The 1,653-nt window shown below is 37.1% G+C and carries 3 protein-coding genes and 1 pseudogene; 1 reads left to right on the top strand and 3 read right to left on the bottom strand.

The window, feature by feature from the left end; translation table 11 throughout:
• From WMO25_RS17795 to WMO25_RS17785, 3 genes are all read right to left on the bottom strand, one after another.
• Positions 1–425, bottom strand: a 425-nt coding sequence (locus WMO25_RS17795) for a VOC family protein (RefSeq protein WP_349086540.1), incomplete at its 3' end; no start/stop codon positions are given.
• Between the two features lie 67 nt (positions 426–492).
• On the bottom strand, positions 493–1,005 hold the full coding sequence (locus WMO25_RS17790) for a hypothetical protein (RefSeq protein ID WP_346793724.1): 513 nt from the start codon (positions 1,003–1,005) through the stop codon (positions 493–495).
• 128 nt (positions 1,006–1,133) lie between these two features.
• Positions 1,134–1,373, bottom strand: a complete 240-nt coding sequence (locus WMO25_RS17785; RefSeq protein ID WP_119202560.1) for a DUF6061 family protein — start codon at positions 1,371–1,373, stop codon at positions 1,134–1,136.
• A gap of 88 nt (positions 1,374–1,461) precedes the next feature.
• Here WMO25_RS17785 and WMO25_RS17780 point away from each other — a divergent pair.
• A pseudogene (locus tag WMO25_RS17780) lies at positions 1,462–1,632 on the top strand (site-specific integrase); the annotation flags it as partial.
• Positions 1,633–1,653: the final 21 nt, after the last annotated feature.

Raw genomic sequence — 1,653 nt, 5'->3', positions numbered from 1 at the left:
ACATCCATTCTTTCTGCCACTTGCTCTGGTGTCATGCCACTATCCAAGAAACGTTTACAAACTACTTTTATGTTCTCGCCAACCTCAATAATATGTTTATCAGGGTCATAAATTCTAACCACTCGCTGTCCCCATGAATGTTCCTTGATAGGATGGACGTATTCCACATCATACTTTTTCAGTCTATCAGCAAATTTGTCAAAGTTATCCTCTTCAAAATATACTTCAGAACTATTACTACCGAATGAAACGTTGTCTGTACCAATAAATTCATTCCAAGTTTCAAGTGTTTGCAGTGCCAAACCACCTGTCAAAGTCTTATTTGCACCAAAATCCATAATTACATGAAGCCCCAAAACTTTTATATAAAATTCCAATGACTTATTAATATCCGTTACTACCAACATAGGGTTTTTTATTTTCATCTACTATACCTCCGTCAAATTCAAATCTTCTGTTACTTTCAATCTCTCCACAAGACTGCAAGTTAATTTACAGTTCCGTATGAGCAATTTCCGTTCCTTTCTTAAATCGATTCTTCAAGGGCAGATAGTATATCAACATCATGAAAAGCGGTTGCTGCCACGACAAGCCTATGACACACCCAATCAGTTTTATGTTCGCAGACAAAATGCCGACTATAAAGGCAAGAACAGAAGAAACAATAATTAACCATTTGGTAAATATTATCTCAGATTCCGTAACTATGTCTTGCTTTCTGATTGTTGTTACCCTAAGCAATATTGCGAAAATCAGAATAAATATCGTCGCAAACAATACAGCTGAGCCTATCACAAGAAAAATCGTCAATCCGTTTACTCCCGCAACTGTAAGGTTAGCTAATGGTGTAAAATCAGAACCGTCAATATTTATGTTGTCCACATATTTGATTAAATTTTTGCCCAACATTACATTATATATTTCTCTTATATATCCTATTGAAAATATCCAATTAAGTATTGATGCTGCAACCAGCAGAACTCGTCTGACTAAACCTCTGCCCATTGTAATTCCCCCACTAACTTCAAATTTCACTTCCTATTGTACCACGCACATCTCTTACATTCCACTTATATTTTTGTAAAGATTTTGAAAAAGGCGGACTGCTAATCTATAGCAATCCGCCCGAAAAATTACCACACTTCTAAACTATCTTCTGCATCAATCCAAGCTTGCATTTCTCCATCCAACACTAAGCGTGCATACTCCATAGGTTCATCAATCGCAAGAGCATTTAATGCGCACTGTGAATTTGGTGTGATCTTCAATCCTTCCTCCGCCTTACTACAATCTATGCGAAGAAGCATATTATCAAAAGTGGTTATATCTATACTATTGCAGTACTGGTTATATGTAGCATATATAAGTTTCATAGCTTTTCGTCCTTTCGTTTTTATTACAGATAAGCCGGTTGTATTGGTAAATTGTTGTGTGTCCTAGAATTATCCTTTAGAACATGATACACATGCCAGTATGCTGGTTGATATGGGGGTGGCTCCATTGGAGATTGCAGAACGCCTTGGACATGAAAAGGTGGAAACCACGTTGAACACTTATTCACATCTGTATCCGTCTACACAGAGTAAATTAGCAGGTTTGCTAGATAAGAAACATGAGGAAGAGGAGGAATAAGCGATGGCTGGTGACAGACAT

Origin of the sequence: Coprococcus intestinihominis (genome assembly GCF_040096555.1) — a bacterium.
Classification (GTDB): domain Bacteria; phylum Bacillota; class Clostridia; order Lachnospirales; family Lachnospiraceae; genus Coprococcus_A; species Coprococcus_A intestinihominis.
The sequence above is the reverse complement of the archived record's forward strand: the minus strand, read 5'-3'. Positions and strand labels throughout refer to the sequence as shown.